The organism is Methylobacterium aquaticum (assembly GCF_016804325.1).
Lineage (GTDB): Bacteria > Pseudomonadota > Alphaproteobacteria > Rhizobiales > Beijerinckiaceae > Methylobacterium > Methylobacterium aquaticum_C.
Genome location: NZ_CP043627.1, coordinates 3,493,434 through 3,519,155, shown reverse-complemented (window position 1 = coordinate 3,519,155; position 25,722 = coordinate 3,493,434). Strand labels below are relative to the sequence as shown.

At 69.5% G+C, this 25,722-nt stretch carries 24 protein-coding genes; 6 read left to right on the top strand and 18 right to left on the bottom strand.

Annotated features, from left to right (window positions below):
• Nucleotides 1–162 precede the first annotated feature (162 nt).
• The 3 genes from moaD to uvrC form a co-directional block, all read right to left on the bottom strand.
• A complete protein-coding gene (moaD, locus tag F1D61_RS15955; protein ID WP_203159106.1) occupies nt 163–414 on the bottom strand; it encodes a molybdopterin converting factor subunit 1 in 252 nt (83 codons plus the stop codon).
• An 11-nt stretch (nt 415–425) separates the two neighbouring features.
• Nucleotides 426–1,025 (bottom strand): CDP-diacylglycerol--glycerol-3-phosphate 3-phosphatidyltransferase, encoded by a 600-nt coding sequence (gene pgsA / locus F1D61_RS15950; protein ID WP_203159105.1) that lies wholly within the window; start codon nt 1,023–1,025, stop codon nt 426–428.
• A gap of 78 nt (nt 1,026–1,103) precedes the next feature.
• On the bottom strand, nt 1,104–3,155 hold the full coding sequence (gene uvrC, locus F1D61_RS15945; RefSeq protein ID WP_203152702.1) for an excinuclease ABC subunit UvrC: 2,052 nt from the start codon (nt 3,153–3,155) through the stop codon (nt 1,104–1,106).
• Between the two features lie 191 nt (nt 3,156–3,346).
• Between uvrC and F1D61_RS15940 the strand changes: the two genes are divergently transcribed.
• Nucleotides 3,347–4,393, top strand: a complete 1,047-nt coding sequence (locus F1D61_RS15940; RefSeq protein WP_203152701.1) for a glycosyltransferase family 61 protein — start codon at nt 3,347–3,349, stop codon at nt 4,391–4,393.
• A gap of 238 nt (nt 4,394–4,631) precedes the next feature.
• Here F1D61_RS15940 and F1D61_RS15935 read toward each other — a convergent pair whose 3' ends face one another.
• The gene (locus F1D61_RS15935) at nt 4,632–5,351 is read right to left on the bottom strand and encodes a chemotaxis protein (RefSeq protein ID WP_203152700.1); all 720 of its coding nucleotides are present in this window, start codon (nt 5,349–5,351) and stop codon (nt 4,632–4,634) included.
• Between the two features lie 441 nt (nt 5,352–5,792).
• Here F1D61_RS15935 and F1D61_RS15930 point away from each other — a divergent pair, with 441 nt between their 5' ends.
• A complete protein-coding gene (locus tag F1D61_RS15930; protein WP_203159104.1) occupies nt 5,793–6,680 on the top strand; it encodes a L,D-transpeptidase in 888 nt (295 codons plus the stop codon).
• Nucleotides 6,681–6,740: 60 nt separating this feature from the next.
• On the opposite strand, the gene F1D61_RS15925 is transcribed toward F1D61_RS15930, so the two are convergent.
• A complete protein-coding gene (locus F1D61_RS15925) occupies nt 6,741–7,487 on the bottom strand; it encodes a DUF2076 domain-containing protein (protein WP_203152699.1) in 747 nt (248 codons plus the stop codon).
• A 300-nt stretch (nt 7,488–7,787) separates the two neighbouring features.
• Between F1D61_RS15925 and F1D61_RS15920 the strand changes: the two genes are divergently transcribed.
• The gene (locus F1D61_RS15920; protein WP_203152698.1) at nt 7,788–9,962 is read left to right on the top strand and encodes a malate synthase G; all 2,175 of its coding nucleotides are present in this window, start codon (nt 7,788–7,790) and stop codon (nt 9,960–9,962) included.
• 77 nt (nt 9,963–10,039) lie between these two features.
• On the opposite strand, the gene F1D61_RS15915 is transcribed toward F1D61_RS15920, so the two are convergent.
• From F1D61_RS15915 to F1D61_RS15860, 12 genes are all read right to left on the bottom strand, one after another.
• Entirely contained in the window at nt 10,040–10,564 is a 525-nt protein-coding gene (locus F1D61_RS15915; RefSeq protein WP_203152697.1) for a TadE/TadG family type IV pilus assembly protein, read from the bottom strand.
• Nucleotides 10,565–10,580: 16 nt separating this feature from the next.
• Nucleotides 10,581–11,030, bottom strand: coding sequence for a TadE family protein (locus tag F1D61_RS15910; protein ID WP_203152696.1), 450 nt, complete (start codon nt 11,028–11,030; stop codon nt 10,581–10,583).
• Nucleotides 11,031–11,058: 28 nt separating this feature from the next.
• Nucleotides 11,059–12,309, bottom strand: a complete 1,251-nt coding sequence (locus tag F1D61_RS15905; protein ID WP_203152695.1) for a TadE/TadG family type IV pilus assembly protein — start codon at nt 12,307–12,309, stop codon at nt 11,059–11,061.
• Between the two features lie 492 nt (nt 12,310–12,801).
• Complete coding sequence (ssb, locus tag F1D61_RS15900; RefSeq protein WP_203152694.1) at nt 12,802–13,371, bottom strand: single-stranded DNA-binding protein; 570 nt, start codon at nt 13,369–13,371, stop codon at nt 12,802–12,804.
• 338 nt (nt 13,372–13,709) lie between these two features.
• Nucleotides 13,710–15,002 carry an O-acetylhomoserine aminocarboxypropyltransferase/cysteine synthase family protein gene (locus F1D61_RS15895; RefSeq protein WP_203152693.1) on the bottom strand — a complete coding sequence of 431 codons (1,293 nt, stop codon included), beginning with the start codon at nt 15,000–15,002 and terminating at the stop codon, nt 13,710–13,712.
• 25 nt (nt 15,003–15,027) lie between these two features.
• Nucleotides 15,028–15,426, bottom strand: a complete 399-nt coding sequence (locus tag F1D61_RS15890; protein WP_432443307.1) for a response regulator — start codon at nt 15,424–15,426, stop codon at nt 15,028–15,030.
• 226 nt (nt 15,427–15,652) lie between these two features.
• Complete coding sequence (locus F1D61_RS15885) at nt 15,653–16,864, bottom strand: sensor histidine kinase (RefSeq protein WP_203152691.1); 1,212 nt, start codon at nt 16,862–16,864, stop codon at nt 15,653–15,655.
• A gap of 204 nt (nt 16,865–17,068) precedes the next feature.
• Entirely contained in the window at nt 17,069–18,346 is a 1,278-nt protein-coding gene (locus F1D61_RS15880) for an O-acetylhomoserine aminocarboxypropyltransferase (RefSeq protein ID WP_203152690.1), read from the bottom strand.
• Nucleotides 18,347–18,572: 226 nt separating this feature from the next.
• A complete protein-coding gene (locus tag F1D61_RS15875; protein WP_203152689.1) occupies nt 18,573–19,100 on the bottom strand; it encodes a GrpB family protein in 528 nt (175 codons plus the stop codon).
• 73 nt (nt 19,101–19,173) lie between these two features.
• Nucleotides 19,174–19,446: a hypothetical protein gene (locus F1D61_RS15870; protein ID WP_203152688.1), complete on the bottom strand. Its 273-nt coding sequence runs from the start codon at nt 19,444–19,446 to the stop codon at nt 19,174–19,176.
• A gap of 140 nt (nt 19,447–19,586) precedes the next feature.
• Nucleotides 19,587–20,555 carry a DUF1775 domain-containing protein gene (locus F1D61_RS15865; protein ID WP_203152687.1) on the bottom strand — a complete coding sequence of 323 codons (969 nt, stop codon included), beginning with the start codon at nt 20,553–20,555 and terminating at the stop codon, nt 19,587–19,589.
• Nucleotides 20,556–20,617: 62 nt separating this feature from the next.
• Complete coding sequence (locus F1D61_RS15860) at nt 20,618–20,980, bottom strand: hypothetical protein (RefSeq protein WP_203152686.1); 363 nt, start codon at nt 20,978–20,980, stop codon at nt 20,618–20,620.
• A gap of 268 nt (nt 20,981–21,248) precedes the next feature.
• Here F1D61_RS15860 and F1D61_RS15855 point away from each other — a divergent pair, with 268 nt between their 5' ends.
• Nucleotides 21,249–22,544 (top strand): L,D-transpeptidase family protein, encoded by a 1,296-nt coding sequence (locus F1D61_RS15855; protein WP_203152685.1) that lies wholly within the window; start codon nt 21,249–21,251, stop codon nt 22,542–22,544.
• A 74-nt stretch (nt 22,545–22,618) separates the two neighbouring features.
• Nucleotides 22,619–22,831: a SlyX family protein gene (locus F1D61_RS15850; protein WP_203152684.1), complete on the top strand. Its 213-nt coding sequence runs from the start codon at nt 22,619–22,621 to the stop codon at nt 22,829–22,831.
• Between the two features lie 144 nt (nt 22,832–22,975).
• Here the strand turns inward: F1D61_RS15850 and F1D61_RS15845 are convergent, their stop codons facing one another.
• Nucleotides 22,976–23,803 carry an outer membrane protein gene (locus F1D61_RS15845; RefSeq protein ID WP_203152683.1) on the bottom strand — a complete coding sequence of 276 codons (828 nt, stop codon included), beginning with the start codon at nt 23,801–23,803 and terminating at the stop codon, nt 22,976–22,978.
• Nucleotides 23,804–24,407: 604 nt separating this feature from the next.
• Here F1D61_RS15845 and glyA point away from each other — a divergent pair.
• The gene (glyA, locus tag F1D61_RS15840; RefSeq protein WP_203158848.1) at nt 24,408–25,709 is read left to right on the top strand and encodes a serine hydroxymethyltransferase; all 1,302 of its coding nucleotides are present in this window, start codon (nt 24,408–24,410) and stop codon (nt 25,707–25,709) included.
• Nucleotides 25,710–25,722 lie beyond the last annotated feature (13 nt).

Genomic DNA, 25,722 nt, shown 5'->3' with positions numbered 1-25,722 from the left:
CCCTCCTTCGAGGTCAGTCGATCTTCGATCGACCAACACCTCAGGATGAGGTGGAGGGTGGGCCGTCACACATCATTTCGGATGCAATACACGTTGCGTAAACAGGGCCTGGGGACGAAGTCTACCTGTTCGATCCTCTGGGAAAAAAGATGAAAGCCCGCCTCAACCCCCGGTCATCGGCGGAAAGAACGCCACCTCGCTCGCCCCGGCGAGCGCCGTGTCGGGCTTGGCATGGACCCGGTCGACGGCGGCGCGGACCACGCCCTCGGTCTCGAAGGCGTAGGCGTATTCCTCGCCCCGGCCCTTGAGCCAGGCGACGAGGTCGGCGACCGTGGCCACGTCCGGCGGCAGATCGAGGGTTTCATCAGAGCGGCCGATCCGCTCGCGGACCCAGGCGAAATAGACGAGCTTCATGGGGAGACCGCTCATCTCTCGTCGTCGATGACGTGGCGGATGCCGGAGCGCATATAGTCGTAGCCGGTATAGAGGGTCAGCGCGGCGGCGAGCCACAGCAGCACGAGGCCGAGCATCCCGTTGCCGGGCAGGACCCGCTCGCCGGCCGGGCCGGCGATCAGCACGCCCAGCGCCACGAGCTGCACCGCGGTCTTCCACTTGGCGACCCGGCTCACCGGTACGCCGACCTTCAGCTCGGCCAGGTACTCGCGCAACCCCGAGACCAGGATCTCGCGGCACAGGATGACGATCGCCGCCCAGAGCGACCAGCCGCGGATCGTCCCGTCGGCGCAGAGCATCAAGAGGCTCGCGGCCACCAGCAGCTTGTCGGCGATCGGATCGAGCATCCGCCCGAGTGCCGAGCTCTGGGAATAGGTGCGGGCGACGTAGCCGTCGAGATAATCGGTGATCGCCGCGACGACGAAGACCCCGACGGCGATCCAGCGGGCGGTGTCGTCCTGCGGCCAGAAGAGCAGCGCCACCACCACCGGGACCGCGACCAGGCGGCCGTAGGTCAGGAGGTTCGCGAGGTTCAGAGCCGTCGAGCGGCGTCGGGGCACGGCCACATTCATCGCCATCGGTGAAACCACGCGGGGGGAGGGGGCGTCAACAGAACTCGGCTCGGACTCAAGGCTCGCATCGCCTCCAACTCACGCATCCGCATGAAAAAAGTCGTAGACGGCGCGGGCCGTCGCGGCGTTCACGCCGGGCGTCCGGGCGAGGTCCTCAAGCGCCGCGCGCTGGATCGCCTTCACCGTCCCGAAATGGTGCAGGAGCGCGCGCTTGCGCGTCGGCCCGATGCCGGGAATCTCGTCGAGGGGGTTCTTCACCATCTCGCGCTTGCGCTTGGCCCGGTGCGCCCCGATGGCGAAGCGGTGGGCCTCGTCGCGCAGGCGCTGGACGAAGTAGAGCGTCGGGTCCCGCGGCGGCAGCCGGAACGGCGCTTGGCCGGGCACGAAGAAGGTCTCGCGCCCGGCATCGCGGTCGCGCCCCTTGGCGATGCCGACGAGCGGCACGTCGGTCACCCCGACCTCGTCGAGGGCCTTGCGCGCCGCCTCGAGCTGGCCGCGGCCGCCATCGACCAGCACCAGGTCGGGCCAGGCCGGGAAGGAATCCGTATCGGCCGGATCGGGCGCCGCTTCTGGCTCGGCGGCCCCTCCCGCGGCGGCGGCCCGGTCGGCCTCGGCCCGGTTGCGGGGATGCTCCTTCACCAGCCGGCTGAAGCGCCGTTGCAGCACCTCGCGCATCATGCCGTAATCGTCGCCGGGCTTCACCTCCTCGGACTTGATGGTGAAGGTCCGGTAATGGGTCTTCATGAACCCGGTGGGACCGGCGACGATCATCGCCCCGACGGCGTTCGTCCCCATGATGTGGGAATTGTCGTAGACCTCGATGCGGCGCGGCGCGGAGGCGAGGTTGAACGACGTGCCGAGCGCCGCCAGCAGCTTGCCCTGCGAGGCGGTGTCGGCGAGGCGCCGGCCCAGCGCCTCGCGGGCGTTGCGGGCGGCGTAGTCGACGAGGTTCTTGCGCTCGGCCCGCTTCGGGCAATGGATCTCGACCCGGTTCTCGCTCTTCGTCGAGAGGGCGGCGGCCAGAAGCTCCGCATCCTCGATCTCGTGCGAGACCAGCACCAGCCGCGGCGCCGGCTTGTCGTCGTAGAACTGGGCCACGAACGAGGCCAGCACCTCGGCCGGGCTCATGCTGCGGTCGGCCTTCGGGAAGTAGGCCCGGTTGCCCCAGTTCTGCCAGTTGCGGAAGAAGAACACCTCGATGCAGAACTGGCCGGCCTGCTCGTCGAGGGCGAAGACGTCGGCCTCCTCGATGCCCTGCGTGTTCACCCCCTGCACGCCCTGGATGGCGGCGAGCGCGGCGATGCGGTCGCGGTAGCGCGCCGCCTTCTCGAACTCCCAGGCGTCGGAGGCGGCCTGCATCTCGGCGGCCATCCGCTCCTTGACCGCATTGGACTTGCCCGACAGGAATCCCCGGGCTTCCGCGGCGAGGCCGGCATAATCCTCGACCGAGATCTCGTTCGTGCAGGGCCCCGAGCAGCGCTTGATCTGGTAGAGCAGGCAGGGCCGCGTGCGGTTCTCGAAGTAGCTGTCGGAGCAGGAGCGCAGGAGGAAGGCGCGCTGGAGCGCGTTGACCGTGCGGTTCACCGCCCAGACGCTGGCGAAGGGGCCGTAATAGTGTCCGGCCCGGCGCCGCGCGCCGCGATGCTTGACGAGCTGCGGCGCATCGGAATCGGCGGTGAGCAGGATGTAGGGCAGGGACTTGTCGTCCCGCATCAGCACGTTGAAGCGGGGCTTCAGCTGCTTGATGAGGTTGGCCTCCAGCAGCAGAGCCTCGGTCTCGGTCGCCGTGGTGACGAACTCCATCGAGGCCGTCTCGGCGATCATCCGGGCGATGCGGTTGGTATGCGCCTGGCCCCGGGCATAGGAGCCGACCCGGTTCTTCAGGTTCTTGGCCTTGCCGACGTAGAGCACGTCGCCCTTGGCGTCGAACATCCGGTAGACGCCCGGCGAGGTCGGCAGGGTGGTCCAGAACCGGCGGATCACCGCCGTGCCGGCCTGGATCGCGCCCGCGCCGGCATCGAGGTCGAAATCGATCTCGGGCGAGGTGTCGAGGGCGTCCACCGCCTCGTCGTCGTCCTCGATCGTGTCGAGGGCGTCGGGCGGCACGTCGTTCCCAGGCTGTCGGCTCATGCTGGCGATGTAGGCGGCCCGACCCCCGCTGGAAAGACCGCCCCCGGGCGCTAAAAGGCCTCCCTTGGACAAGCTCCCTGAAAAGTCCTTCGCCCGCGCCCGAGGATCCGCCGCTTGACCCCGCCCGCCGCATGACGCTCCGCGCCTGCCGGACGCCCCGACCCCGCCCGCTCCGGCACGACCTGCCGGCCGTGCGGACCGTCGAGAACGTCCTCTACCTGCCGCACAGCGAGGCGCGGGGCCGGCCCTCGGCCCTGTTCGATTCCGCGCGCCGCTTCGTGCCCGAGAGCGTCGATCTTCGCGGCACCGGCACCACGCCGTCCTGGCAGCGCACCGACTGGCCGGAGGAATGGGCGGGCGGCCTGCCCGCGAGCGTGGCGGAAGCGCCGGAGGAGACTTACCTGTTCCTCGGCGGCGCCCACCTGCATTACGGGCATTTCCTGGTCACCACCCTGCCGCGGTTCTGGCCTCTGCTGCGGGAGCGGCCCGCCGCGCCGATCCTGTGCTACGCCCCGACGCAGGAGAGCCTCTGGCAGCCCTACCGCTTCGCCATCGACATCCTGGCCCGGCTCGGCCTCGACGTGCGCGACATCCACGCCTTCGAGGGGCCGATGCGCCTGCGCCGCGCCCTCGTGCCGGCGCCGTCCTTCCAGGAGGAGGCCTTCGCCCACACGGTGTTTCGCGATCTGTGCCTTGCGATCGGGGCCGGCTGCTACGCGCCGGAAGAGGTCGACGCGGAGGACCGGCCGGCCTACCTCGCCAAGACGCGGCTTCCCGGCGGCGTGCGCCGCTTCGCCAACGAGGCGGCGGTGACCGAGATCCTGGCGCGGGAGGGCATCGAGATCCTGCACCCGGAGGCGATGAGTTTTTCCGAGCAGGTCCGGCTGTTCGCGCGGCGGCGGGTCGTGGCCGGCTCCCTCGGCTCGGCCCTGCATACCGCCTTGTTCGCGCCGTCCGGCCGGCGGGTGGTGGCGCTGAGCCCCGGTCCGGCGATCAACCCGACCTTCCTGCTCGTCGATGCCCTGTGCGGCAATGCGGTGTCCTACCTCCACCAGCCCGGCACGGCGGAGACGGGGCCCGGCGCCGCCTTCGGCAGCCAGCAGGCGCTGGCCGACCCGCGGACGGTCGCCGAGGGCTTGTTGCGGCGGATGGAGCGCATGGCGGCAGCCCCGCGGCAGGGGGGGTGGTCTGCGGCGTGGGGGCGGCTCGGGCGGATGGTCGGGCGGGGGCCGGGTTGACGTAACGATCGATCCGGCGCGATCGATCGCAAACAATGCTCGATGCCTCGGCCCCGGTCGATTTTCCCAATGGTTTTCACACCCACCGCGTCATTCCGGGCTCCGCTTTCGCGGCCCCGGAATGACGCGGTGGATGTCAAGCCTGTCGCGCAGATCAGGCAGTCCGTCGAGATGGGTCAGGATCGACGACCTGCGGGCTGATCGATCGATGAGCCCCGGCCCTCGGCCCGATCGCCCGTCAGTCGAACAGCGCGTCGATGTCGTTCTGGTCGACGTGGCCCGGATCCTCGTCGAGCTTGGGCCCGTTGAGCAGGCTGCTCTCGTCGTCGATGCTGACGCCGCCGGACGTGTCGCCGATCAGGTCCTTGAACGCGTCGAGGCCGCCCCAGGCGTCGATCATCCGGTCGATATGGTCCTCGACGAACTTCAGCACGCTGACGATCTTGCTGATGCGCTGGCCGGTCAGATCCTGGAAGTTGCAGGCCTCGTAGAGCACCACGGTGCGGTCGAGGATCGCGTCGACGTCGGACCGGTCCTTCAGGCCGCCGTTGGAACGCAGCATCGAGGCGTGGGTCTCGATGTCCTCGACGGCGGCCAGGATGGTGGTGGTCGCCCGCTCGGTGGCGTCGACCACGGCATCCAGCTCGCCGGCGGCCCGGCGCACGCCCTTGCCGTCGAAATCCTGCCGGTGCAGCACCGCGATCTCGTGCTTGGTCCGGCCGATCGCGGCCTTCATCACGTCGAGCTCGGTGCGCATGCCGTAGATTTCGGCCATCTCGCGCCGGCAGGCATCGATCACGTCGCCGGTGGTGCTCTGGGTGAGCCGCTTCAGCTCGTTGACCGTCGCCAGGATCTCGGAGATCCGGTCGTCGTTGGCGGAGACCGGCGGGGGAGCCGCCTCGGTGGGAGCATAGGAAACGCCGAGACTGTCCTCGATGCGGAAGCGCTTGTTCTTCATGGGTCCGAGAGAGCCTGCAACGAGAGCCTGCAACCGCGGCCGCGTCGCACGGCCCACACGGGTCAATCTCGCGAAGATTGATTGCGATTTGCTGAATGCCGCGCCCAGCGCGCGGCCGCGGTGACGAAGGATTCACGATGCGGCCGAATTAATGATTCGCGCCAAGGATTTAGCGAAACGGTCACCACGTTCGTTCACCGTCCGGTCTCGGAGGCCCTGCTCTCCTCGGGCCATCGCCGGCGGGTCGGCCGGGCTTCGGGGACGGGTGCGATGGTGGTGCGCGGGATGGTGCTGGCCGGGGCGATCGCGGCCGCCCTCGGGACGACGCTCGGAGCCGCTCCGGCCCTGGCGCAGGGCGCGCCAGGAGCCTATGGCGGCGGTTTCATCGAGTACCTGATGACCGGCCAGGATCCCGGCGCCGTCGCCCGCCCGATGCGCCCGATGCCGGTCGCCCCGGACGGCACGATCCTGACGGGGCGCGGCTACGCCGCCGACGTCTACGGGCACCGGCCGGCCTATGCGAGCACCGCCGGATACGCGACCGCCGGGTCTTCGGGCGCGCGGGTCGGCTACGCGCCGGCCGCGCCCGGAGCCGCCCTGCATTCCGGCGATCCGGTGCCGTCCGCTGAGCCCCAGGCTTACGGAGACCCGGTCTACGGTTCGCAAGGCTATGGGTCGCAGGTCTACGGGTCTCAGGTCTACGGGTCCGGGAGCCCGCAGCCGCAGGCCTACGCTCGGCCTCGGCCCCAAGCCTACGCGCAGCCTCAAGCCTACGCCCAGCCTCAAGCCTACGCGTCCCAGCCCGACCCGCTCGAGGCGCCCCGCGCCCGCCAGGCGGCGCTGCCGATGCAGGAGCCGCGGGAGGAGGGAATCGGCCGGGCGATAGATCCGCGCTTCCAGCGCCAGGAGGTCGCCTATGACGGCCCGCAGCGACCCGGCACCGTGGTGATCGATACGCCCTCGCGCTTCCTCTACCTGGTGCAGCCCGGCGGCCGGGCCCTGCGCTACGGCATCGGCGTCGGGCGGCCGGGCTTCACCTGGTCGGGGATGAAGACGGTCAGCGCGAAGCGCGAATGGCCGGACTGGACGCCCCCCGCCGAGATGCTGCGCCGCCGCCCCGACCTGCCGCGCCACATGGCCGGCGGCCCGGCCAACCCGCTCGGCGCCCGCGCCCTCTATCTCGGTTCGTCCCTCTACCGCATCCACGGCACCAACGAGCCGCACACGATCGGCCAGTCGGTCTCCTCGGGCTGCATCCGGATGATGAACGAGGACGTGATGGACCTCTACCAGCGCGTGCCGGTCGGCGCCCGGGTGCAGGTGATCTGACGTGAAAAAGCCCCGCCGCGTCGCCGCGGCGGGGCCGGTCACTCACGACGACGCGACCGGTCAGACCCAGTCGTCGCTGCCGCTATCGCCCATGTCGCCGTCGAAGGAGGCGTCCTGGAAGCCGGCATCGTCACCGCCGAGCGGTGCGCCGAAATCCTCGCTGCCGCCCTGGTTGCCGAAGTAGTTGTTCTCGATCGTGGTCCCGCCGGCCGCACCGGCGCCGCCGAGGCCCGCCATGCTGCCGAGCGAGGAATGGCCGCCCGCGAAGGCGTTGCTGAGCGCGCTGCCGAGCAGCATGCCGCCCGCCGCGCCCGCCGCCATCGGCAGGGCCGTGGCGAGGAAGCCGCCGCCGCTCCGCTGCGGCGCCTGGGGCTGGCCGCCCCACGGACCGCCCTGCTGCGGAGCATAGCCGGGCTGCTGCGGGGGAGCACCGTAGCCGGGCTGCTGGCCGTAGCCGCCGCCCTGGTTGCCCCAGGCGCCACCGCCGCGCGGAGGTTGCTGCTGCGGCTCGGGCCGCGACCCGCCGCCGAAGATGCTGGAGAAGAAGCCGCCACCCCCGCCGGAGCCCTGCGGGGCGCCCTGGCCGCCGCGCTGCGCCTCGGCGCGCGCCTGCTCGAGCTGCTGGTTGAGGCTCTTGATCGCCTCCTCCTGCACGTAGACGAGCTGCGCCATGGCGTAGGGGGCGTAGGGCTGGGCGCGGATCTTGTCGGCGATGAAGCGCTCCGCGTCGGCATCGCGGGGCTGCTGCGCGGCCTGCTCCAGTCGCTGGAATATGCCGTTGATGACGTCGCGTTCTTCGCTGTTCATGGAGCCGTACTCCTTCGGTTGCCGGCGGGCGGGCCCGGCCCGACGCCCACGAGATGGGAGGGGGGCCCGCCTTTGTCACGGGGAGGGAACGCACGAGCGGAGCATTTTTCCCCACAGACAGCATGACGTTTTCGACAGGTCGTCTCATCCCGCGCTTCTGCAGAGCTTCTGCCGAGCCCGTATGGCGGGTGGACGGGATTGCCGCATCTCCTCCGCGCAACCCCGACTTTCTGGCGCCCGCATCCCCTGTTAAGGGGAGCCGCGACGCGGCCCGTGCGGGGACCGCCGGGAGGTAAGAACATGGATCGCAAGACGGTCGGCGGTGTGTCGGTGGCCCGTGTGCTGCACGATTTCGTGGTCGCGGAAGCCCTGCCGGGGACCGGGATCACCCCGGAGGCGTTCTGGAACGGCCTCTCGGCCATCGTGCGCGACCTAGGCCCCCGCAACCGCGCCCTGCTCGAGACCCGCGACACGATCCAGGCGAAGATCGACGCCTATCACCGCGAGCGGGCCGGCAAGCCGGTGGACGAGGCGGCCTACAAGGCCTTCCTCACCGAGATCGGCTACCTCCTGCCCGATCCCGGCCCAGTCCAGGTCCGCACCGACAACGTCGACGACGAGATCGCCACCATCGCCGGCCCGCAGCTCGTGGTGCCGACCTCGAACGCCCGCTACGCGCTGAACGCCGCCAATGCCCGCTGGGGCTCGCTCTACGACGCGCTCTACGGCACCGACGCGGTGTCGGAGGAGGGCGGCGCGGTCCGCGGCGGCGGCTACAACCGCACCCGCGGCGCCCGGGTGGTGGCGCGGGCCCGCGCCTTCCTCGACCGCACCGTGCCGCTCGCCGGCGGCCGCCATGCCGACGTGGTGACCTACGCGGTCGAGGGCGGCCAGCTCGTCGGCAACATGAATACCGGCGACACCATCCCGCTCGCCCGGCCGGAGGCCTTTGCCGGTTATCGCGGCAAGGCGAGCTTCCCGACCGCGCTCCTGCTGCGCCATCACGGCCTGCACGTCGAGATCGTGCTGGACCGCACCCACCGGATCGGCCGCTTCGACGCCTCGGGCGTCGCCGACGTGCTCGTCGAATCGGCGGTCTCGACCATCATGGACCTCGAGGATTCGGTCGCGGCGGTCGATGCCGACGACAAGGTCGTGGTCTACCGCAACTGGCTCGGCCTGATGAACGGCACCCTCGCGGCCGCGGTCGAGAAGGACGGCAAGCGCTTCGAGCGCAAGCTCAATCCCGACCGGGTCTACACCGCCCCCGACGGTGCGGGCGAGGTCAGCGTCCCCGGCCGCTCGCTGATGCTGGTGCGCAATGTCGGCCACCACATGTTCACCGACGCGGTGCTCGACGAGAGCGGCGCCGAGGTGCCGGAGGGCATCCTGGATGCCGCCGTCACGGCCTTGATCGCGATCCACGACCTCAAGAGCACGTCCGGCATCCGCAACAGCCGCCGCGGCTCGGTCTACATCGTCAAGCCGAAGATGCATGGCCCCGAGGAGGTCGCCTTCGCGGTCGAGCTGTTCACCCGCGTCGAGGCGATGCTGGGACTGACGCCCAACACCCTCAAGATGGGCATCATGGACGAGGAGCGCCGCACCACCGTCAACCTCGCCGCCTGCATCAAGGCGGCGGCGGAGCGGGTGGTGTTCATCAATACCGGCTTCCTCGACCGCACCGGCGACGAGATCCACACCTCGATGGAGGCCGGCCCGGTCATCCGCAAGAACGACATGAAGGGCACGCCCTGGATCAAGGGCTACGAGGAGAACAACGTCGACGTGGGTCTCGCCTGCGGCCTGCTCGGCCGGGCGCAGATCGGCAAGGGCATGTGGGCGGCGCCCGACGCCATGGCCGACATGCTGATGCAGAAGGGCGCCCACCCGAAGGCCGGCGCCTCGACCGCCTGGGTTCCCTCGCCGACCGCCGCGACGCTCCACGTGCTGCACTACCACGAGACCGACGTGAAGGCCCGCCAGCAGGAACTGGCGCGCCGGCCGCGCTCGGCGCTGGACGAGATCCTGCAGATCCCGCTCGCCCGCTCGAACTTCGCCCCCGACGACGTGCAGCAGGAGATCGACAACAACGTCCAGAGCATCCTCGGCTACGTCGTGCGCTGGATTGACCAGGGCGTCGGCTGCTCGAAGGTGCCCGACATCCACGACGTGGCCCTCATGGAGGACCGCGCGACCCTGCGCATCTCGTCCCAGCACATCGCCAACTGGCTGCATCACGGCGTGGTGTCGGAGGCCGAGGTGATGGAGACGATGAAGCGCATGGCGAAGGTGGTGGATCGCCAGAATGCCGGCGATCCGCTCTACCGCCCGATGGCCCCCGGCTTCGACGGCCCGGCCTTCCAGGCCGCCTGCGACCTGGTGTTCAAGGGCCGCGTCCAGCCGAACGGCTACACCGAGTACGTGCTGCATGCCCGGCGCCGCGAGGCGAAGGCCGCGGGTGCGCCGGCCTGAGGCTTCGATCCGAGGCTCCGAGAGGGGAGGGCGTCCGCCGCAGACAGGCGGCGGCGCCCTGCCCGGCCGATCGCGGATCAGCAGACCGCGCTGGCATTGACCATGACGTCGATCGCGTGTCCGCGGTAGGACACGCCCGACGGGCTGATGTAGCTCTTGACGAAGGCCGGCAGCACCGACGTGTAGGTGCTGGTGATGACGACGGCGGCGCCGATGTCGCCGTCCCGCAAGATGGTGCCGGCGGAGGCGAGCAGGTCGGCATCCGTCATGGTGGTCCGCGTGCCCGAGCAGACCTGGATCGATCCGCCGCTCTTCTGGATCATGTACATGTCGATCGTCGCGGTCGGGTAGCGCATGAACGCGTTGGCCCGGCGGGTGATGTAGGTGTCGATCAGGGCCGACATGCAGCTCGAGTTCGGGCAGGTCGACATCGCCCGAGCGATCACCACCGAGGCCCGGTCGACGTCCCGCTTCGTGTTGACCATGAAGACGATGTCGTGCGTGCCTGCGAAGATCAGCAGCGCGAGGCTGCCGAGGATCGCGAACTCCACCGACGCCGTACCTCGGCTGGAGCGCAGGAACGTGTCGAGACGGGTCGGCATCGGCGAACCTGCGGCGTTATCGGCGGAAGACGACCGAGTCCTGCGCGACCAGCTCCGGAATCATCGGCACGATCCTCGGAGCCGCCATCGTAGCCCGCAGGAGGATGACGTCCCGGCTCGCACCGGTGTCGAAGGTCGTGCCGGTGATCGCGGTCGGCGCCGTCGGCGCGTTCGCGAGCTTCATCGCCTCGATCTTGATTCCGGTGGTCTGGTTCAGGCAGCTGTCGCTGAAGGCGATCCTGGCGCAAAACTTGGCAACGTATCCCGGCTTGTCCTGCGCCAGAAGCTCCGGCTCCGGATCCGACGCGGTTTGATAGAGTGCGTCGCTCAGGGTCTGCTGGAGATAGGAATAGATCACGAATTGCAGCATCCCGAGCACGAGCATCACCAGCGGAAAGGCGATCAGGGCGAATTCGACCGCCGCCGCTCCCGATCGGCACGTCACAAGCCTGGCTGCTTGCGTCATCGCGGCCCCGGGCACGAGGGTGGCTGCATCACGGACATGAATTCTGGCAGAAGCGCAGGTAATCGATCAGCCCGCCGAAGCTGTCGTCGAGCCCGGCCGCTCGCCAGGAAATCCGGTATTCCTGCTTTTTGGTCACATTGAACTTGTAGCTTCGCTCGATCCAGGTCCTCGACCAGACGCAGACATCGGCCATGTACTGCTTCATGTAGTTGGCGTTCGACGTGGCGGTGAGAGACGGGTCGTCCGACTTGTACCCGCTCGTCTTGGGCTCGACCCAGAGTTCGATGCGTCTGGTCTGGCCGTCGAGGGAAACGGTGCTCAACCCCGCCGCGTTCTTCGCGACATCGCCGTCGCGCGTCAGGCCGTCGGTGTCGTTCGGGTTCGAGCAGATCACGCTGTCGTTCGGGTATTGATATTTGCCGACGTTCTTTCGTGCCGTATAGACGTAGCGCACCTCGTAGGAACCGACCGGGAGATCGAACGTCATGTTGATCGACGAATTCGTCGTGTTGTTGCCGTAACTACAGGCGGCGGTCTGCGCCGCCGTCTGCGCCCCGACCCTGTTGTTGCAGTCGCTGTCCAGCTCGGCGAAGGACTGGCCGTACTGGACGCCGTCGCCCGTTGCGATGGCGGAGAGCTGATCCACCTCGACGCCGGCATTGGTCGTTCCCCAGGACTTCCCCTGGCAGAGCGAGCTTGCGCAGTTCGCCTGAGACATCGTGCCGAACACGGCCCAGCCGCCGACCAGTTGCCCGGCATAGCCCTCGAACGATTCGGACATCACCATCGTCGGAGGGCCCGACGACGACGTCGCCTGGACCGTGCAGTCGCGCACCACGGTGAAATCGAAACTGTTCTTGTTGATGAAAGCCTTGAAGAACAGGTCGACCGAGCCGTTCGCCACGACGTGGACGTTGCCGGGGCGGACCGTCAGCGGCGGTACGGTGAGGACGGTCGCGGAGACGGTCGGCTTCGCGGTGATCTGCGCCGTCGCCGACAGGTTTCGTTCCGAACGGTTCCTGTCGGCGTAGGATTGGACCGTCGCGGCATAGTTGCTCGGCATGGTAAGGCCGCTCAGGCTCTCGACATAGACCTCGGCCTGGCGGCAGCTCAGGTCGGTCGCCGAGATCAGGCGTTGCTTGTACTCGACGGCGCGGGCAAGCTCGATGCTGCCACCGATGCCGACCATGAGAACCGGCAGCAGGATGCCGAACAGGACCGTCGTGAGGCCTTTTCGGTCGTCGAGGAATCCCGCGCGGCTTCCGGGGTCGAAACCCATCCTCGTCTCCGCGAGTCACCCCGTCCGGGCGTGATGAATCTATTCAAGCAATGTGTCGGGCAGATATGAATCGATCATTAAATCGCGTGTGTCTATTCCGGCGATTCGCGCAGGAATCGTGTCGGTCGTATCCTGCCCTCCGGCGACGCAACGGCATGGACCATGGTCTGTTTGATCTAAACAATCACCGGTCACGCCGTGACCGGGTGATTCTCTGGGGCAGCCGTTCGTTGTCGCGCATGACGCGGCGGGCCGGAGCCCGGCTCGCCGCGGAAAGGTGGAACGGCCTAAGCAGGTTTCGCCGAAGCGGCGGACCGGCTCGGTGCCGGAGATCTGCGACGAAACCGGAGCTGAAGCGGACGAGGCGTCGGCCTGCCGCCGCAAGTCCGCCTAGAGCACTTCACGATCGCGCTGCAATCGCGAAGCTCTCTAGGTCGTTGATTTTGCCGCATTTTCTGCGACGAACCGGTATCCACTTCGTCGGAAAATGCTCTAGAACGGGATATCGTCGTCGAGATCGTCGTAGCGCTTCTGGTTGCCGCCGCCGCTCGACGACGGGGCCGGGCGCCGCTCGCCGCCCGACGAGGAGGAGCGTCCGCCGCTGCTGCGTCCGCCGCCACCGCCGCCGCCGTAATCGCCGCCGCGGCTGATCTGGCCGCCGCCCATGTCGTCGCCGCCCATCTCGCCCATGCCGCCCTCGGCCCCGCCGCCGCGGCCGTCGAGGATGGTCAGTTCGCCGCGGAAGCGCTGCAGCACGATCTCGGTCGTGTACTTCTCGACGCCGGACTGGTCCTGCCACTTGCGGGTCTGGAGCTGACCCTCGACATAGACCTTCGAGCCCTTGCGCAGGTACTGCTCGGCGACGCGGGCCAGGTTCTCGTTGTAGATCACGACCGAGTGCCACTCGGTCTTCTCCTTGCGCTCGCCGCTCGCCTTGTCCTTCCAGGACTCGGACGTGGCCAGGCGCAGGTTCACCACCGGGTCGCCGGAGGCCAGCCGGCGGGTCTCGGGATCGCGCCCGAGATTGCCCACCAGGATCACCTTGTTCACGCTGCCCGCCATTCCGCTCTCCTCTCGTTCCATCTCACTCGGGCGCAAGCCCGGCCGACGCCGCGGACCACCGCTTCGGGTCCGCGAGTTGGGCCGAACAGGCCGGGACCGGCAAGGGCGGGGGCACGGTTTTGCCCGCTACACACATGCCGGCGGCCTAAGCGTGTTCTACATTTGTTCAGAGGGTGAGGCAAGCGCCATCCGGGGATGGTCGGGGCGGTGCGGAGTGTCGGACCCTGTTCGAGTCTCTCGACGGAGTTGACACCCTCCGGGTGGTTCCTGGCTCCGCTTTCGCGGCCCCGGAACGACCCGGAGGGTGTCGATTCGGCAGGATCCGACCGGACGGATTGTCAGTCGAGCGCGTCCAGCGACTGCGCCACGTCGGCGATCAGGTCCTCGACCGATTCGAGCCCGATCGACAGCCGCACGGTGTCCGGGCCGACCCGGGCGGCCTCCTTGTCGGCGGCGGGAAGCTGGCGGTGGGTGGTGGTCGCCGGATGGATCGCCAGGGACTTGATCTCGCCGATATTGACGAGGTGCGAGATCAGGTTGAGCCCGGTGATGAAGCTCTTCGCCGCTTTCTCGCCGCCCTTGAAGCCGACGGTGAAGATCGAGCCGGCGCCCATCGGGGCATACCGGTTCGCCATCGCCTCGCCGGGCTGGCCCGGCAGGGACGGGTAGCTCACCCAGGCCACCTTCGGGTGATCCTTCAGGAAGGCCGCCACCGCCCGCGCGTTGGCGCAGTGGCGCTCCATGCGCAGGGGCAGGGTCTCGGTGCCGGTGAGCGTCAGGAAGGCGTTCATCGGCGACAGGCCGGGGCCGAGGTCGCGCAGGCCGAACAGCCGGCAGGCGACGGCGAAGGCGGTCTCGGGGAAGCGCTCGGAGACGACGAGGCCGTCGTAATCCGGCCAGGGCTCGTTGATCAGGTTGTAGCGGCCGGTGCCCTTCCAGTCGAAGCGGCCGCCGTCGCAGACGAGGCCGCCGATCACCGTGCCGGAGCCCGACAGGAACTTCGAGGTCGAGTGGACGACGATGTCGGCGCCGTGCTCGATCGGCCGGATCAGGGCCGGGGAGGCGAGCGTGTTGTCGACGACGAGCGGCAGGCCGTGCTTGTGCGCCACCGCGGCGACGCCCGCGAGGTCGATCACCGTGCCGCAGGGATTGACGATCGATTCGCAGACGATCGCCCGGGTCTTCTCGGTGATCGCGGCCTCGAAATCCTCCGGCGTCAGGCCGCGGGTGAATTGCGGTACCAGCTCGTAGCGGCCTTCCAGCCGGCGCATCAGGCCGAGCGAGCCGCCGAACAGCCGCGAGGACGCCACGTAGGCGTCGCCCGACTGCATCAGGGTCATCAGCACGAGCAGCATCGCCGACTGGCCGGAGGCCACGGCGACGGCCGCCTTGGCGCCCTCCAGCGACGCGACCCGGCGCTCCAGGGCCGCCACGGTCGGGTTCGAGCCGCGGGAATAGGAAAACCCCGTCGCCCGCATGGCGAAGATGTCGGCGGCCTGCTCGTTCGATTCGAACACGAAGCCGTTGGTGAAGTAGATCGGCTGCGCCCGGGCGCCGGTGGCCGGATCGGGGGCGGTGCCGGCATGGACGGCCCGGGTGGCGAAATGCAGCTTGGTCGGATCGGCGGTCATCGGGATCGTCCGTAGGGAAGGTCGCTCAGGCGGCGCGGCGCACGGTGTCGTGGAGCGTCCGCACCAGGGCCGAGGGCGCGTAGGGCTTCGGGATGAAGCGTGCGCCCGGCGGCATGTCGTGGGGGCCGGGGCTGCCCATGCCGGAGACCACCAGCACCGGGATGCGCGGCCAGCGCCGCGACACCAGGCGGGCGAGGGCGAAGCCGTTCATCGAGCCGAGGGGCATGTCGACGTCGGTCATCAAGAGCTCGACGTCGGGGCGGCTCTCCAGCACCTTGAGCGCGTGGTCGGCATGGGGGGCCTCCAGCACGGTGAAGCCGGCCTCCGCCAGGGTGTCGGCGGCCTCCATCAGCAGCAATCCGTCATCTTCGACGAGGAGCACCACGGGTGCCGCGTCGCAAGGAGAGGCTGGCCCCTCCTGCAGCAGATCGCGGGGCGTTCGATCGGGATCAGATGTCATCGCGGCCAATGCGGGCGGGGGCGAAAGGTTGCTGCCTATGGGGCCGCATGCCGGGGGTCAAGCGTGGCCGGACCCGCCGCGGAACCGTGCGTCAGGGTGCCCCGCCGCGGGAACAAATCGTCGTTGTCCGTATCGCGAACCGGTTCGCGCCGACCTCGGCGACCACGACGCGGTCCCGTCCCGGTGCCCCTTACGCAGTCCCATCCTGCATCGCCGCGAGCGGTGCCTCGAGGTCCATCACGACACCCTCGGGCGGGAAGCGCAGGCTGACCCGGCCGCCGAAGCTGTGAACCAGGCTGCGCTGGATCAGCCGCGAGCCGAACCCGCCCCGGGCCGGCGGCGCGACCGGCGGGCCGCCGCTCTCCTGCCAGCGCAGGCGCAGGACGGTCCCGTCCTCCTCGGCGAGATCCCAGGTGACGGCGACGCGGCCGGCCGGGCTCGACAGGGCGCCGTACTTCGCCGCGTTGGTGGCGAGCTCGTGCAGCATCAGGGACAGGGTCAGGACCGAGCGCGGCCCGAGGCTGACGCCGGGCCCGGCGGCGGTGAAGCGGCCGGCCACCGCGTCGACGTGCGGCGCCATCACGCCCGCGACCAGGGCTGCGAGGTCGGCCTCCGCCCAGGCGCCGCGGATCAGCACGTCGTGGGCGTCCGAGAGCGCCATCAGCCGGCCGTTGAACGCCTCCATCGCCGCGTCCAGGTCGGGGGCGCTGCGCAGGGTCTGGGCGGCGACCGCCTGGACCAGCGCCAGGGTGTTTTTCACCCGGTGCGCCATCTCCTGCATCAGCAGGGTCTGCTGCTCCTCGGCCCTTTGCGCCTCGGTCACGTCGCGGGCGACCGCCAGCAGGCGTTCCGGCGCGCCGTCGGGCCCGTGGATGGCCGAGACCACGACGTCCCACCAGCGCGGATCGCCGGCGGGGCCGGAGGGAGCGCGGAAGCGGCCGGTGCGCCCGGCCCGTGCGGCGGCGAGCGCCCCCTCGGCGGTCGCGCGGTCCGCCTGGTCGGGCCAGGACGCCCCCCAGGGCGTGCCGATCACGGCGGCGTCGGCCCTGTCCACGGCGATGCGGCCGCCCTCGCTCAGCCACACCACGGTTCCGTCGAGGGCAAGGACCCGGATGCTGTCGCGGCTCGCCGCCAGGAGGCGGGCGGTGAAGGCCTCGCTGGCGCGCAGCCGGGCGTTCAGCTCCTCGGCGGTGGCAAGCCGCGCTTCCCACTCGGCCGGAGAGCCCGGAATGCCGGGCTGTCCCCAACTCTCCCGGATCAACTGGGCGTCCGGGACCTTTCGGGCTTCCTGCACCTGGGGGGATTGCTGGAACAGGGCCCGCAGCCGGGCCGTCTCCTCGCGGATCGCGCGCTGGCGCGCGGTCTCGTCGCCGGTGGGGCGTTCGGTGTCGTGGGCGACCATCGCACCAGCCTCCAGACCTGCCCCGGGCGCCGTGCGTCCCGACCGACGCGCATCGCCTCGCACGACGCCGAGACCGGACGTGCCCAATAGATCACGGGAGGAGGCTTGACGGCAATGCTCGCGAGATTTTTTCCTAGTCGGTTTTGCCACAACGGCAGGTGCGCCGGCCGCGTGCGATCGTCGCGGCCGGGCGCCCCCGACCTCTCAGGCGAGCGCCTGGTCGAGATCGGCGATCAGGTCGCGCGGGTCCTCGATGCCGACGGAGAGGCGCACCACCTCCGGCCCGGCGCCGGCCCGGGTCTTCTGCTCGTCGGTGAGCTGGCGGTGGGTGGTCGAGGCCGGGTGGATCACCAGCGAGCGGGTGTCGCCGATATTGGCCAGGTGCGAGAACAGCTTGAGGTTCGAGACGAGCGCCACGCCGGCCTCGTAGCCGCCCTTGAGGCCGAAGGTGAACACCGCGCCGGCGCCGTGCGGGCAGTAGCGCTTGTGCAGCTGGTGGTAGCGGTCGGCCTCCAGGCCCGGATAGCTCACCCAGGCCACCGCCGGATGGCGGCTCAGGTGCTCGGCGACCGTCTTGGCGTTGTCGGAGTGGCGCTGCATGCGCAGCGGCAGGGTCTCGATGCCGTTGATGATCAGGAAGGCGTTGAACGGCGACAAAGCCGGGCCGAGGTCGCGCAGGCCCAGTACCCGCACGGCGATGGCGAAGCCGAAATTGCCGAAGGTCTCGGACAGGACCATGCCGGCATATTCCGGCCGCGGCTGCGACAGCATCGGGTAGCGGGCGTCGCCGGCCCAGTTGAACGAGCCGCCGTCGACGATCAGGCCGCCGATCGAGTTGCCGTGGCCGCCGAGGAACTTGGTGGCCGAATGGACGACGATGTCGGCGCCGTGCTCGAACGGCCGGATCAGGTACGGCGTCGCCATGGTGTTGTCGACGATGAGCGGGATGTTGTGGCGCTTGGCCACCGCGGAAATCGCCGCGATGTCGGTGATGACGCCGCCCGGATTGGCGATCGATTCGATGAAGATCGCCTTGGTGCGCGGCGTGATCGCCGCCTCGAACGAGGCCGGATCGTCGGTGTCGGCCCAGACGACGTTCCAGCCGAAGTTCTTGTAGGAGTGGTTGAACTGGTTGATCGAGCCGCCATACAGCTTGTTGGCGGCGATGAACTCGTCGCCCGGCTGCATCAGGGCATGCATCACCAGGAACTCGGCGGCGTGGCCCGAGGCCACCGCGACGGCGGCGGTGCCGCCCTCGAGCGCGGCGATGCGCTCCTCCAGCACCGCGTTGGTCGGGTTGGTGATGCGGCTGTAGATGTTGCCGAAGGCCTGGAGCCCGAACAGCGAGGCGGCATGGTCCACGTCGTCGAACACGAACGAGGTGGTCTGGTAGATCGGCGTCGCCCGGGCGCCGGTGGCGGCGTCCGGCGCCGCGCCGGCATGGATCGCGAGGGTGTTGAAGCCGGGCTGGCGGTCGGTCATGGCGTCCTCGGGCGTCGGTTGTTGCGACGTGATTAGGACCCGGAAGGCCAGAGGGTCAAGCCGGCAGCGTCGCAGTAGAACTCGGGTGGCAAGCCGGTGTAGGCTGGAGGATATCCCAAGCGAGTGGGCCATAAAGGATGATATTCTTCGATCGAGCGTGACGGCGATCGAAAAATCCTAATGAAGGCATTCCAACTGGCATGATCTCCGCAGGATCAGGGCCCTGTCATGATTGATTCCGATCGGAGGCCTCGGGTGAATCCGAGCGCAACGTCTCGTCGACGAAGGCCGCCTTGGCGGCGCGATAAGCGTCCATCGGCCGGCCGTGAAAGGCACGCTTGAGATCGTTGTACTGGCGTAGACGGTCCGGATCGGCCCGCAGGGCGTCCGCGAACTGATGAAACATGTCGAGGGCACAACCGGTCGCGGTCAGCTGGATTCCGACCGGTGGATCGTGGTCCGGCGCCTCGAAGGACGAGAACTCGCCGGTGCGGATTGATCCGGCGTTACGGGAGAAGCGCCCGGCCAGGGTCGCCTCGGCCGCCGCGAAATCACCGGCCGAAACTCTGACGACGATGTCGAGGTCGCCTTTGGTCAGGCAACCGGGAATCGATGTCGCTCCGACGTGACGGATGTCCGCTTCCGGCGGGAGATCGCGTGCGAGACTGGCCGCGAGGACCGCGAACAGCCGCTCGGCACCGGCACGGGCCAATTCCGGTTGGCTGGCTAGCACGAACGTCTCACGCGGAACCATCTTACCCTCGCTGAGCGCGACAGCTGTACTCCGGCAGGAGCGAAAATGCGTCCCGCCGGAGCATGAGAACGTCTCAGCGGTAATGCCGGTGCCGGCGGTGATGGTGATGATGCCGGCCGCGCAGGTTCGTGCGGTAGGCGCGCCGGCCCGGATCGATGCCGAGCACCCCGTTGACGCCGCCGACGGCGCCGCCCACCGCACCGCCGACGATCCCGCCGACCGGGCCGGCGACGCGGTTGCCCTCGCGGGCGCCCCGCTCCATCCCGCCGGGAATGCCCTGCGCCTCGGCGGCGCCGGCGAGCGCGAAGGTCGAGAGGGCGAGGGCGGCAAGCAGCCTGAGCTTCATGATCGTCACTCCGAGGCGGCCGGCGGGAGCCGGCCGGTCGAAGCGACAACGGCCGAGCGGGCACAAGGTGGCGGACGCCCCGTGCGATCCGCCACCGTCGTTACCGAAACGTCACGGGACCGACGCGCCCCGGCACGGGCTCAATGATGCTGATGCCCGCCCGCGGCCTCCGGCGCCGAGGCGCCGATAGTGCCGACCGCGAAGCGCACCGGCACCGTCCCGGCGCGGGCGAAGGTGAGGGTGCCGTCGATCGTGTCGCCGGCCTTCACCGGGCCGGTCAAATCCATGAACATCAGGTGGTAGCCGCCGGGCTTGAGCACCACGGTCTCGCCGGGCTTGATGACGAGGCCGGACTCGACCGGCGCCATCTTCGCCACGCCCTTGTCCATCGCCATCTGATGCACCTCGCCCCGGGGCGCCAGCGGGATCGAGGCCGAGACCAGCCGGTCGGGCTCCTTGCCGGCATTGGTCACCGTCAGGTAGCCGCCCGCCACCTTGGCGCCGCCGGGGGTCGCGCGGATCCAGGGCTGCACGATGGTGAGGTCGCCGGCCTTGACCGACGTGGAGGCGGGGGCGGCCGGCGCGGCGGTGGCCGCCGCCACGATCCGCACGCCCGGCGCCGGGGAGTTCAGGTCGTGGGCCGACTGGCCGGCGGCCGGCACCTGGCTCCAATCGACGGTCGCGCCGTCGCAATCCTGGCGCACCGGGAAGTAGACCGTCCCGCCCGGCGCCACCGCGTCGGTCAGCCGGGCCTGGAACACGAACTCGTCGTACTGGTCGTCGGGCAGCGAGCCGCCGGTCCAGGCGATCGTCTTCACGCCCTCCGAAACGGTGCCGTGATGGGACGGATAGGCGCGGCCGTAGGCCCCCTTGGTGGTGGCGAGCTGCCAGCCGGGCTTGGGCATCGGCTTTGCCGCGATGACGCCCTCGGGGATCGTGACGGTGACGCCGCTGGTCGGCTTGCCGTCGCAGCCATGGCCGATCTGGACCACGCCGCGATAGGTCTGGTTCGGGCTCGCCTGCTTCACGCCGAGCACGGCATGGGCGAGGGCCGGGACGGCCGCGAGCGAGAGGGCGGCGGCGAGGCCGGCACGGAGCGGGAAGGTCATGGAATCGGGTCCGACTGAATCGCGTGGAAGGGGAGGGGGCAGCTTCGCTGCCCATTGCGCCATCACGCGACGGGGGGACCGCGGGCGGAAGCGGGCCGGGCGGGCGGCGCATGCGCCGGAGCCGTTCCCGTCGGGGACCACGACAGGAGGATCGCCGTCCGGGGCGGCCAGGTCTGCGCCGTCGCGGGAGCCGGCGGGGCGAGGGGGGCCGGACAGGCGAGCGTACAGCAGGCATGCGCGCGGGCGAGCGGCTCGCTCCCCGCCGGGACCTGGTGCGCCTGGCAGAGAAGGCCGACGCTCGCCGCGGCCGGATCGGTCGCGAGGCCGGTGAGGAAGGCCTGCAGCACCAGCCCGTAGAGCGACAGCACGGCGACGAGCGCGCGCCAGCGCGCCGTTCCTGCCAATCCGTGCCGCAGATCGCTCATCCGCCCGACATAGCGGAGACGATGCGGTTCCGCCAAGGCCGACGCGCCGGACGGTCCGGGGCGCGCGTTGCACAATTACCGCAGTCCACAGCCCAGCTGCGTTGTCCACGGCGGCGCCCGCCCGGCGCCACATTCTGGCCCGCTCCTCATAGTGTCTTAACCGCATCCCGGCACCGTCACGGGCCATAGAATGGGGCGCAACGCAGCATCGACGTCCGATGTGCCGGCGTCATCGTCCCGCGTCACAGGTTTCGAGAGCAGAATTCCCATGCTGACACGCGTTTCCCTCACCGGTTCGCTCGGCCTGGCTCTCCTGGCCGCCACCGCCGTCCCGGCCCTGGCGCAGCAGGACCGGGGCGGTGGGCTGGCCCAGGCCGAGTGGGCGCAGAACTACGATTCCGCCGCGACGATGCGGGTGCAGCGCTCCAACACGCCGATCCTCTCGCCCCAGACCCTGACGGCGACCGAGCAGATGGTCGAGCGCTACCGCGACATCGTGGCCCGCGGCGGCTGGCAGGCGGTCTCGGGCGCCGAGCGCCTGCGCGTCGGCTCGAAGAGCCCGGCGGTGACGGCGCTCCGCCAGCGCCTGATCGTCTCCGGCGACCTCGACCCGGCCGCCGGCTCCTCGCCGGTCTACGATTCCTACGTCGAGGCCGGCGTGCGCCGCTTCCAGGCCCGCCACGGCCTGAACCAGACCGGCGCGATGAACGTCACCACCGTTCAGGCGATGAACGTCCCGGCGGACGTGCGGCTGCGCCAGCTCGAGCTGAACGCGGTGCGCCTGCGCTCCTATTCGGGCAATCTCGGCGAGCGCTACGTCATCGTCAACATCCCGGCGGCCCTCGTCGAGACGGTCGACGGCGACCACGTCGCGACCCGCCACGCCGCCGGCGTCGGCAAGATCGACCGCCAGTCGCCGATCATGAACGCCAAGATCCAGGAGGTGAACTTCAACCCCTACTGGACGGTGCCGGCCTCGATCATCAAGAAGGACCTGATCCCGAAGATGCAGAAGGATCCGGCCTATCTGACCGACAACAAGATCCGCATCTTCAACGGCGACCGCGAGATCCCGCCGTCGCAGGTCAACTGGCATTCCGACGAGGCGACCCGCTACCGCTTCCGCCAGGATCCGGGCGTCGACCTGAACTCGATGGGCTTCGTGCGGATCAACATCCCGAACCCGCACGGCGTGTACATGCACGACACGCCGGCCAAGGGCATCTTCGGCGACGATTTCCGCTTCGTCTCTTCGGGCTGCGTGCGCGTGCAGAACGTGCGCGAATACGTGTCCTGGATCCTCCAGGGCACCCCGAACGCCAACCCGGACACGATCGAGGCGATCATCCAGGGCGGCCAGCGGGTCGATGCGCGCCCGGTGGCGCCGATCCCGGTCTACTGGACCTACATCACTGCCTGGTCGACCCCGGACGGCCTCGTGCAGTTCCGCGACGACATCTACAAGCGCGACGGCGCCGGCGCCCCGACCGCCTCGATGGCCGCCGCCGCCGCCGGCCCGCGCAACTTCAACCCGGACGCCCCCGACGACGAACAGACCAACTGATCGCCGGTCGACAGCCTGAATCGAAAACGGCCCGGGCTTGCGCCCGGGCCGTTTTCGCGTGAGTGGACACCCTCATGACCCCCGATCCCGAATCCCGCCTCGACGCGCTGGAAGCCCGCATCGCCCACCAGGACGCGACGATCGAGGACCTGAACCGCATCGTCACCGAGCAGTGGAGCGCGATCGACGTCCTGACGCGGCACCTCGCCGCCCTGCGCGAGCGGGTGCGCGAGATGGCCGAGCGCCCGGCCGAGACCGGGGATGAGCCGCCGCCGCCGCATTACTGAACCGGTCCGCCCCGGGCCGGGAGGCCCGGGGCGGACCAGGTGCCGAGCAGGCTTGCGTTGGCAGGCCAATGCTTCGCCCGCTCAGGTTCGTGTCGTGTCGCAGATCTTTCGCGCCGAACCGGTCACCACTTCGGCGAAATCTGCTTAGAACGTGCCGAACTTGAAGTTCAGGCCGGCGCGCACCAGGCTGCCCTCGGTGCGGAACCGGGAGAAGTAGCCGACGCCCGGGCCGCCGGTCGAGGCGACCAGCAGGTTGCGGCTGCCGAGGTCGTAGCGGATGTATTCCGCCTTCACCGTCACGGCGTTCGACTTGAAGAAGTTCAGGAACGAGTCGGTGGGCATGGCGTACTCGACGCCGCCGCCATAGGCGTAGCCGGTCTCGATCCGCGAGCGGCTGCCGAAATAGGTCTGCGGTGCGCCGGTCTGGAAGGCGACCGTCTGGGTCACGTCGCCATAGGCGAAGCCGCCGGTCCCGTAGACGAGGAACCGGTCGAAGGCGTAGCCGATCCGGCCCCGCACCGTACCGAGGAAGCTGAGATCCGCCTGGTAGGCGTTGGTCAGCCGGTTCGGGTTGAACGCCGGCAGGAAGATCGACTCGGTGCGGCGGCGGTTCAGGTCGGTATAGGCGGCATCGGCCTCGAGGCCGACGACGATGCCGGAGCCGGGCGTGAACTGGTAGTTGTAGCCGACCTGGCCGCCGGCGGTGAAGCCGTCCTGCGCCAGGGGGACGCTGACGCGGCGCAGGCCGTTGGTGACGTTGGCCTGGAGCGCCCCGATGCCGACGGTGCTCACGCGGTCGGCCTCGGTGTAGGCGTAGCCGGCATTGATGCCGAAATAGGCCCCGGTCCAGGTGAAGACCGGCACGGGCGTGAAGACCGGCGGCGGCGCGACGCGGCGCGGAAGGTCGGCGGCGGAGGCGGCGCCGACGGACAGGGCGACGGCCGTGCCGGCGGTGAGCAACGACTTGAACATGACGCGCGGTTTCCCTCTCGTGCAATTAAAAGGCAGACGATCTGTGAGGCCGCCTCGCTGCGCTGCCTAGGGCTGCCGGGCCACGATGCCGTATTGCTGCCACACGTGCAGTGGGTTTCGCGTCTGTTTCTCGGGCCGAGTGCTCTAATCGACACAGGTTGTCGGGCCGGAAAGATTGTCGATAAATTTTCCGTGATCTTGGATTAAGGTGAGGTTGTCATCGGAAGCCCGGATTCCGATCCGTCGGAGCCGGGAGGGTCTTCGACCCGCGCTGGGCGGGGCCGGGCCTGCTCATGCGGGACATCCGGCGGACCACGAATTTTCGTCAACGGCACCTTCAATTTTTTTGAGTTTCTTTTCCGGCGTTTCAAATCCACCCTGCGTGCGGTTCGGCCCTGGCCGACCGGTCGCCGGCACCGCTCGACCCGATGCGGGGTCCGGGGCCTCGACAGGCAGGCGGCGGGAGATGTCGCTGACAGACAAATGTCCGGCGCTGCGGCCTTGGACTCCCCCGTCGCCCGCGTGTAGAAGCTGGCCGATCCCGATCCTTGACTTCCGCTCCGGCATTCCGTCCGGGCGGCTCCCGACGAACCTTGAGGCCATCATGAGCGTGGGCACCATCGCCAACACCCGGTCCAATTCGTTCTTCTCCGCGTCGCTGGCCGATGCCGATCCCGATCTCGCCCGCGCGGTCGCGCAGGAGCTCGGCCGCCAGCAGCACGAGATCGAGCTGATCGCCTCCGAGAACATCGTCTCGCGCGCCGTGCTCGAGGCTCAGGGCTCGGTGCTGACCAACAAGTACGCCGAGGGCTATCCGGGCCGGCGCTACTACGGCGGCTGCGAGTTCGTCGACATCGCCGAGAATCTCGCCATCGAGCGCGCCAAGCGCCTGTTCGGCTGCGAGTTCGCCAACGTGCAGCCGAATTCCGGCTCCCAGGCGAACCAGGGCGTGTTCATGGCCACCATGCAGCCCGGCGATACCTTCCTCGGCCTCGACCTCGCGGCCGGCGGCCACCTCACCCACGGCGCGCCCCCGAACGTCTCGGGCAAGTGGTTCAAGCCGGTCTCCTACACGGTGCGCCGCGAGGACCAGCGCATCGACATGGAGCAGGTCGAGCGCCTGGCCCAGGAGCACAAGCCGAAGGTGATCATCGCCGGCGGCTCGGGCTATCCGCGCCACTGGGACTTCGCCAAGTTCCGCGAGATCGCCGACAGCGTCGGCGCCATCTTCTTCGTCGACATGGCGCATTTCGCCGGCCTGGTGGCGGGCGGCGTGCATCCCTCGCCGTTCCCGCACGCCCACGTGGTCACCACCACCACCCACAAGACCCTGCGCGGCCCGCGCGGCGGCATGATCCTCACCAACGACGAGGCGCTGGCCAAGAAGCTCAACTCGGCGATCTTCCCGGGTCTCCAGGGCGGGCCGCTGATGCACGTCATCGCCGGCAAGGCGGTGGCCTTCGGTGAAGCGCTGCAGCCGGAGTTCAAGCTCTACGCCAAGCAGGTGGTCGAGAACGCCAAGGCACTCGCCGACACGATCATCTCGGGCGGCTACGACATCACCTCGGGCGGCACCGACAACCACCTGATGCTGGTGGATCTGCGCGCCAAGGAGCTGACCGGCAAGGCCGCGGAAGCCGCGCTCACCCGCGCCGGCATCACCTGCAACAAGAACGGCGTGCCGTTCGACCCTCAGAAGCCGACCATCACCTCCGGCATCCGCCTCGGCACCCCGGCCGCGACCTCCCGCGGCTTCGGCGTCGCCGAGTTCAAGAAGGTCGGCGAGCTGATCGTGCAGGTGCTCGACGGGCTGCACCGCGCCGGCGAGGCCGGGGACTCGGCCGCCGAGGAGAAGGCGAAGCAGGAGGTCCACGCCCTGACCGATCGCTTCCCGATCTACGGCTGAGATGTGAGTTCCT

What these genes read in the sequence shown, in the direction of transcription:
- moaD (WP_203159106.1), bottom strand. Translation starts at nt 414, where the DNA reads ATGAAGCTCGTCTATTTCGCCTGGGTCCGCGAGCGGATCGGCCGCTCT.
- pgsA (WP_203159105.1), bottom strand. Translation starts at nt 1,025, where the DNA reads ATGAATGTGGCCGTGCCCCGACGCCGCTCGACGGCTCTGAACCTCGCG.
- uvrC (WP_203152702.1), bottom strand. Translation starts at nt 3,155, where the DNA reads ATGAGCCGACAGCCTGGGAACGACGTGCCGCCCGACGCCCTCGACACG.
- F1D61_RS15935 (WP_203152700.1), bottom strand. Translation starts at nt 5,351, where the DNA reads ATGAAGAACAAGCGCTTCCGCATCGAGGACAGTCTCGGCGTTTCCTAT.
- F1D61_RS15930 (WP_203159104.1), top strand. Translation starts at nt 5,793, where the DNA reads ATGCCGGTCGCCCCGGACGGCACGATCCTGACGGGGCGCGGCTACGCC.
- F1D61_RS15925 (WP_203152699.1), bottom strand. Translation starts at nt 7,487, where the DNA reads ATGAACAGCGAAGAACGCGACGTCATCAACGGCATATTCCAGCGACTG.
- F1D61_RS15920 (WP_203152698.1), top strand. Translation starts at nt 7,788, where the DNA reads ATGGATCGCAAGACGGTCGGCGGTGTGTCGGTGGCCCGTGTGCTGCAC.
- F1D61_RS15915 (WP_203152697.1), bottom strand. Translation starts at nt 10,564, where the DNA reads ATGCCGACCCGTCTCGACACGTTCCTGCGCTCCAGCCGAGGTACGGCG.
- F1D61_RS15910 (WP_203152696.1), bottom strand. Translation starts at nt 11,030, where the DNA reads ATGACGCAAGCAGCCAGGCTTGTGACGTGCCGATCGGGAGCGGCGGCG.
- F1D61_RS15905 (WP_203152695.1), bottom strand. Translation starts at nt 12,309, where the DNA reads ATGGGTTTCGACCCCGGAAGCCGCGCGGGATTCCTCGACGACCGAAAA.
- ssb (WP_203152694.1), bottom strand. Translation starts at nt 13,371, where the DNA reads ATGGCGGGCAGCGTGAACAAGGTGATCCTGGTGGGCAATCTCGGGCGC.
- F1D61_RS15895 (WP_203152693.1), bottom strand. Translation starts at nt 15,002, where the DNA reads ATGACCGCCGATCCGACCAAGCTGCATTTCGCCACCCGGGCCGTCCAT.
- F1D61_RS15885 (WP_203152691.1), bottom strand. Translation starts at nt 16,864, where the DNA reads ATGGTCGCCCACGACACCGAACGCCCCACCGGCGACGAGACCGCGCGC.
- F1D61_RS15880 (WP_203152690.1), bottom strand. Translation starts at nt 18,346, where the DNA reads ATGACCGACCGCCAGCCCGGCTTCAACACCCTCGCGATCCATGCCGGC.
- F1D61_RS15875 (WP_203152689.1), bottom strand. Translation starts at nt 19,100, where the DNA reads ATGGTTCCGCGTGAGACGTTCGTGCTAGCCAGCCAACCGGAATTGGCC.
- F1D61_RS15870 (WP_203152688.1), bottom strand. Translation starts at nt 19,446, where the DNA reads ATGAAGCTCAGGCTGCTTGCCGCCCTCGCCCTCTCGACCTTCGCGCTC.
- F1D61_RS15865 (WP_203152687.1), bottom strand. Translation starts at nt 20,555, where the DNA reads ATGACCTTCCCGCTCCGTGCCGGCCTCGCCGCCGCCCTCTCGCTCGCG.
- F1D61_RS15860 (WP_203152686.1), bottom strand. Translation starts at nt 20,980, where the DNA reads ATGAGCGATCTGCGGCACGGATTGGCAGGAACGGCGCGCTGGCGCGCG.
- F1D61_RS15855 (WP_203152685.1), top strand. Translation starts at nt 21,249, where the DNA reads ATGCTGACACGCGTTTCCCTCACCGGTTCGCTCGGCCTGGCTCTCCTG.
- F1D61_RS15850 (WP_203152684.1), top strand. Translation starts at nt 22,619, where the DNA reads ATGACCCCCGATCCCGAATCCCGCCTCGACGCGCTGGAAGCCCGCATC.
- F1D61_RS15845 (WP_203152683.1), bottom strand. Translation starts at nt 23,803, where the DNA reads ATGTTCAAGTCGTTGCTCACCGCCGGCACGGCCGTCGCCCTGTCCGTC.
- glyA (WP_203158848.1), top strand. Translation starts at nt 24,408, where the DNA reads ATGAGCGTGGGCACCATCGCCAACACCCGGTCCAATTCGTTCTTCTCC.